Below are 6,083 nucleotides of genomic sequence, written 5' to 3' on the forward strand. Positions count from 1 at the left end.
AAGAGGGATCACGCGTCCATCAGCGGGGACATTCCATGTCCGCCTGCGGGGAGCCGATCAGACCGCCTGCGGGGAGCTTTGCACTTCCGCCGTCAAATGGGTGGAGCAGCGATGAGTTGGGGGTGCGGTCGGGGTCTACCTCTGTGACTGAAGAACGGATCGCTTCACGCTTCGCATAGGAGAACCAGATGTCCAAGTCCACCGGTTCCGCAGCCTCCACCGCCGCCACTGCCTCCATCGCTTCTGTGGCATCCGCCGCCTCTGCTCACACCGTCGCGTCGGCCGGGTCCGGCGCCGCGATCGCCGCCACGATCCCTGGCGGGAGCCGTCCGGTCATCGGGGAGTCGCGGACCGCGCGTGGTCGCCGCGCCCGGATAGCACTGCGAGCACTCCAGATCCTGCTCGCGCTGTTCTTCGCGATCGGCAGCGCGTTGCCCAAGCTGATCGGACACTCATCGGCCGTGGAGATCTTTGACCGGATGGGTTGGGGCAGTGCCGGGATGTACTCGATCGGTGCGCTGGAACTGGCCGGGGCGATAGGGCTGTTGATACCGGTCCTGCAGTCCGCGGCGGCCATGGGGCTGAGCGCGCTGATGGTGGGGGCGTTCGTCGTCCAGCTCGCCGAGTTCAACGGGGAGAACGCGGCGACGCCGTTCATCCTCATCGTGCCGCTGGCCCTGATCGCCTGGGCTCGTCGAGGGCGGAACGGGGAGCTGGCGCGGCTGGTGGGGGTGGGGCGTCGCGGGGTGTGAGGGGGAGGGGGGACGGGGCGGGGTGGGGGAGGGGGGGGAGGGGGCCCTCCCCCCCCTCGGCTCTCAGCGCCGGGCGACACCCGGCATGGGTGCGGATCGGCGTCCCGTGTCCGACGCGCGGCGCGGCTCTTCGCTCGCTATCGCTCCCGGTGGCGGTTGGGGTCGCCGAAGTTGGTGCCCTGCTCGCGCAGGGCGCGTAGGCGTTCGAGTTCGCGGCGGTCGCGCTTGGTGGGGCGGCCGGTGCCGCGGTCGCGGAGACCGGCGGGGGCGACGGCCTCGCGGGGCGGGGGCGGCGGGCTGTTGTCGACGTAGCACTGGACGGCGACCGGGGCGCCGACGCGCTTGCGGATCAGGCGCTTGACGATGACGATCCGCTCTCGGCCCTCCTGACGCAGGCGCACCTCGTCGCCGATCCGGACGGAGTGGGCGGGCTTGACGCGCTCGCCGTTGACCCGGACGTGGCCGCCCTTGCAGGCGGTGGCACCGAGGGAGCGGGTCTTGATCAGACGGACGGCCCAGATCCAGCTGTCGATACGCACGGTCTCGCCGGCGGCGGGGCGGGCGGCTTCGGCGGCGGCGATGGCGGCGGTGACTTTGGGGTCGGTGCCGGTGTCGGTGCCGGTGTCGGTGGGGTGGGGGTGGTCGGTCTGGTCGGCGTGGCTGGGTTGGTGGCCGTCGCCGTCCTGGCTGGTCTGCTCCCTTTGACTTGCCTGCTCGTGCTGCCCGTCCGGGATGCCCTGGCCGTTCTGGTGAACGGGGCCGCTGCTTCTCCCGGCCTCGCCCCTGTGGTCCCCACCGCCCTGCTCGGACGGCCCGGTCGTATCGGCAAGGTCAGCCACGGCAGAGACATCCCTCGGCGTCACAGGAGCCCTGTTCGGAGCCTCGGTGCTCGCGACCCCGTCGTGGCTCTCCGGGACGTTGGGGCCGGAGGCCGGGGCGGTGGCGTCCACCGAAGGACGGCGGCGGCGATTCCGAGGGCTCATACAGATGACCCTAACGGTGGAGGGATGGGGGATCCGAGCGCTTTTCGCGGGGTGCGAACCGGGTGCCGAAGGGTTGCCGTGCGGCGGGATGCTGGTCCGGAGCCTTGCCGTACGGCGCAGCCCTGATGCCGAAGCCCTTCCGCGCAACAGGCTCCGGCACCGGAACCCTCCCGCACAGCAGGCACCCGGCACCGAAACCCTCCGCGCGGCAGGCCCCCACTACCGGCGCCCCCTTCCGCGGCCCGCCCCCGCCACCGAAGCCCCCTCCCTCCGCCCCTCCCCCTCCGCACCCCCGCCTCCTCCCGGCAACGCGGACACTCCGCCGGACCACCCCGGATGCGGGGGCCGGGGTGGCGGTCGAAGGTGTTGGGCGGGGGACCGTTCGAGGGCGAGTGAGGGAGTCGGCGTGGATGTGGTGGCCAGGGTCGACGGGTTGATGGACGGGCTGACGGCCGATCTGGCGCGGCTGGCGGCGATTCCCTCGGTGGCGTTTCCCGGGTTTCCGGCGGAGCCGGTCGAGCGGGCGCACGATCTGCTGGTCGAGCTGTTGCGGGAGATCGGGGTGGCCCGGGTGGACCGGATCGAGCTGCCCGGCACCTCGCCGGTGATCTACGCCGAGATCCCGCCGCCGCACCCGGACGCGCCGATCGTGCTGCTGTACTCGCACTACGACGTCCAGCCGCCGGGGGACGAGTCGCTGTGGCTGTCGCCGCCGTTCGAGCCGACCCCCGTGGAGGGCGGGCTCCGGGCGCGCGGGATCGCGGACGACAAGGCGAATGTGATCGCGCACCTGGGGATGCTGCGGGCGTTCGAGGGGAGACCGCCGGTCGGGGTGAAGATCGTGTTCGAGGGGCAGGAGGAGTACGGCAGCGCGTTCGACGACTATCCGCCGACCGAGCCGGAGCGGTTCGCGTGCGATGCGATGGTGGTCGCCGATCTCGGCAATCTCCGGCCGGGTACGCCGACGCTGACGACCGGGCTGCGCGGGGCGGCCGAGGTGGTCGTGGAGGTACGGACGCTGACGGAGCCGCGGCACAGCGGGGAGTTCGGGGGCGCGGCGCCGGACGCGTTGCTGGTCCTGCTGAAGGCGCTGGCGACGTTGCACGATGTGCACGGGGACGTGGCCGTGGAGGGGCTGCGCCGGGAGGACTGGACCGGGGCGGGCTACACCGAGGAGGAGTTCCGGGAGCTGGCCGGGGTCGTGGACGGCGTGCCGCTCATCGGGAGCGGGAGCCTGGGCGAGCGGCTGTGGAGCGGGCCGGCGATCACAGTGATCGGGCTGGACGCGCCGAGCGTCGAGCACGCCGCGTCCGCTGTCGTGCCGTATGCGCGGGCCAAGCTGAATCTGCGGTTCCATCCGCGGCAGGATCCTCGGGAGGCCCTGGAACTGCTGGTGGAGCACCTGCGGTCGCTGCGGCCGTTCGGGGTGCCGTTGACGGTGACGCCCGGGGACACCGGACCCGGGTACGAGGCGCGGACGGACGGGCCCGCGTACCGGGCCGCGCGGGAGGCGCTGGCGGCGGCCTGGGGGAGCGAGACGTCGTATGTGGCGACGGGCGGGTCGATTCCGCTGGTCAACGGGTTGGCGCAGGCCGCGCCCGAGGCCGAGGTGCTGCTCTTCGGGGCGCAGGACGGCCGGTGCAATCTGCACGCCCCGAACGAGCGGGTCCTCTTCTCCGAGCTGCGGAACACGGTGGTGGCGATGTGCGGATTCGTGGAGCGGTACGCGGAGGACTTCGGGGGCGGGAGTGGGGGTGGCGGCGGTGGAGACCGGGGCGCGGGCCGGTCCGGGAAGGCTGACGCCGCTGACGCCGCTGACGCCGCTGGATCGGCCGGCGGACCCGGATCGGCCGAGGCCACCGGGTGACCACCACCGGCGACGACGGCACCGGCAGCGACACCCCCGCCAAAAGCACCACCCCCACCGAACCCCACCGCAAGTTCACCTTCCCGAGTGCGCTGACCGTCCTGGTCATCGTCACGATCGCGGTCTGGCTGCTCGCGTTTCTGATCCCGTCCGGCCGCTACGACCGGGACAGCTCCGGTGCGCCCATCCAGGGCACGTACCACCGGGTCGACTCGGGGCTGAGCTTCGTCGACCGGCTCAACGATCTCTTCCTCTCCCCGGTCAACGGCCTGTACGGCATCCAGGACCTGAGGACCGGCAAGGTCGGGCCGGATCTGGCCGGTGCGCTGTACGGGGCGGCGGGGGTGTTTCTTTTCGTACTGGCGATCGGGGCGTTCATCACGGTCGTCTTCGCGACCGGCGCCCTGGACCGAGGGATCGCCCGGCTCGCCCACCGGCTGCGGGACCGCGGGGCGCTGCTGATCGCCGGGATCATGCTGGTCTTCTCGGTGCTGGGCACGGTCGAGGGCTTCGCCGAGGAGACCCTCGGGTTCTACGGGCTGATCGTGCCGCTGATGCTGGCGCTCGGCTACGACCGGATGGTGGCCGTCGGCACGATCATCCTGGGCGCTGGGATCGGTGTGCTCTGCTCGACCGTGAACCCCTTCGCGACCGGAGTGGCGTCCTCCGCCGCGGGCATCTCGCTGGGCGACGGGATCGTGCTGCGGTTCGTGATGTGGGTGGTGCTGACGGCGGTGACGGTGGCGTATGTCATCCGGTACGCGCGCCGGGTGCGGCGGGATCCGGATCGTTCGCTCACCGGGTTCCTGCCGGGCGACCGGGACCAGCGGCCGAGCGACGACGTGCCGGAGCTGACCGGGCTGCACAAGGCCGTGCTGGCGGTGATGGTGCTGGTCTTCGCCTTCATGATCTTCTCGGTGGTGCCCTGGTCCAGCGCGCTGACCGGGGACGCGGAGGCGTCGCCGTACGGGTTCGAGCTGGACTGGTCCTTCCCGGAGCTGGCCGCGCTGTTCCTGTGTGCGGCGGTGCTGGTGGGGCTGGTGGCGCGGATGGGGGAGCAGAAGCTCAGTTCGACGATCGTGCAGGGCGCGGCGGACTTCATCTCACCGGCGCTGGTGATCGTGCTGGCCCGCGGGGTGACCGTGATCATGAACAACGCGGAGATCACCGACACCGTGCTGCACTCCATCGAGGGCGTGGTCGAGGACACCTCGTCCGGTGTCTTCGCGATCCTGGTGTTCGTGGTGAACCTCCCGCTGGCCTTCCTGATCCCCTCCACATCCGGCCACGCCACCCTCGCCATGCCGATCCTGGCCCCGCTCGCCGACTTCGCGGGTGTCTCGCGCGCGGTCGTCGTCACCGCGTGGCAGTCGGCCAGCGGCTGGATGAACCTCTGGGTCCCGACGACCGCGGTCACCATCGGCGGGGTGGCCCTGGCGAAGGTGGGCTACAACAAGTACCTGCGGTTTGTGACACCACTGCTGGGGATCCTGTTCGTGCTGATCTGTGTGTTCATCGCACTGGGAGCGGTCTGGACCTAGCGGGGGGAGGAGGGCGGGAGGAGGTGGCCACCGCGCCACGACGGCGGTCGTACGGTGGTGGCATGGACGCAAGCGGCAACGCCCCGGGAGGCCGACCCCCCTCGCCTTCTCCCTCCCCCTCCCTGATCGCCCCCGTCGCTTCCTCGCTCCCCGTCCTCGATCACCGTGTCGCCGACTGCCGTGCCTGCCTCCGCCTGGTCGACTGGTGGGAGGAGGTGGCCGCCGTCAAACGGGCCGCTTTCGCCGACTGGACGTACTGGGGTCGGCCGGTGCCCGGATTCGGGCCGGTGGACGCGCCGCTGCTGATTGTCGGCCTCGCGCCCGCCGCGCACGGCGCCAACCGGACGGGACGGATGTTCACCGGCGACCGCTCCGGCGATGTGCTGTACCGGGCGCTGTACGACGTCGGACTCGCCTCCCGGCCGACCTCCGTCGCCGCCGACGACGGCCTGGAGCTGTACGGCGTACGCATCACCGCGCCCGTGCACTGCGCCCCGCCCGGCAACAAGCCGACCCCCGCCGAACGGGACACCTGCCGCCCCTGGCTGGTCCGCGAACTGGGCCTGCTGCGGCCCACCCTGCGCGCGGTGCTGGTGCTCGGCGCGTTCGGCTGGCGGGCGACGCTGCCCGCGCTGACCGAGGCGGGGTGGCCGGTACCGAGGCCCCGCCCGGTCTTCGCGCATGGCGCGCGGGTGCGGCTGGACGGCCTCGATCTGCTCGGCTGCTTCCACGTCAGCCAGCGCAACACCTTCACCGGCCTTCTCACCCCGGAGATGCTGCGCGAGGCCCTGCGGACGGCGGCGCGGGCGGCGGGCCTGCCGGTGCGGGGCCCCGTCGGGCCGCCTCGCTAGGGCGTGTCTTCAATTGATCTTGCGTGGTGGATCATGGTCGGGTGATACGTCGTCATGAGCTGTCTGATGAGGAGTGGGAGTTCCTCCGT

Annotated in this window: 5 protein-coding genes; 4 read left to right on the plus strand and 1 reads right to left on the minus strand. The window is 71.9% G+C overall.

Features of this window, described 5'->3' with window-relative positions:
• Nucleotides 1–188 precede the first annotated feature (188 nt).
• Nucleotides 189–752 (plus strand): DoxX family protein, encoded by a 564-nt coding sequence (locus ABZX40_RS41365; protein WP_355751367.1) that lies wholly within the window; start codon nucleotides 189–191, stop codon nucleotides 750–752.
• A 137-nt stretch (nucleotides 753–889) separates the two neighbouring features.
• On the opposite strand, the gene ABZX40_RS41370 is transcribed toward ABZX40_RS41365, so the two are convergent.
• A complete protein-coding gene (locus ABZX40_RS41370) occupies nucleotides 890–1,486 on the minus strand; it encodes an RNA-binding S4 domain-containing protein (protein ID WP_355751373.1) in 597 nt (198 codons plus the stop codon).
• A gap of 655 nt (nucleotides 1,487–2,141) precedes the next feature.
• Here ABZX40_RS41370 and ABZX40_RS41375 point away from each other — a divergent pair.
• The 3 genes from ABZX40_RS41375 to ABZX40_RS41385 all read left to right on the plus strand — a co-directional run bounded on the left by ABZX40_RS41375 (nucleotide 2,142) and on the right by ABZX40_RS41385 (nucleotide 5,994).
• Complete coding sequence (locus ABZX40_RS41375; RefSeq protein WP_355751365.1) at nucleotides 2,142–3,602, plus strand: M20/M25/M40 family metallo-hydrolase; 1,461 nt, start codon at nucleotides 2,142–2,144, stop codon at nucleotides 3,600–3,602.
• Between the two features lie 92 nt (nucleotides 3,603–3,694).
• Nucleotides 3,695–5,143, plus strand: coding sequence for a YfcC family protein (locus ABZX40_RS41380; protein WP_355751370.1), 1,449 nt, complete (start codon nucleotides 3,695–3,697; stop codon nucleotides 5,141–5,143).
• A 62-nt stretch (nucleotides 5,144–5,205) separates the two neighbouring features.
• A complete protein-coding gene (locus tag ABZX40_RS41385) occupies nucleotides 5,206–5,994 on the plus strand; it encodes a uracil-DNA glycosylase (protein ID WP_355751362.1) in 789 nt (262 codons plus the stop codon).
• Nucleotides 5,995–6,083 lie beyond the last annotated feature (89 nt).

The organism is Streptomyces sp. NPDC004610 (assembly GCF_040609715.1).
GTDB lineage: Bacteria > Actinomycetota > Actinomycetes > Streptomycetales > Streptomycetaceae > Streptomyces.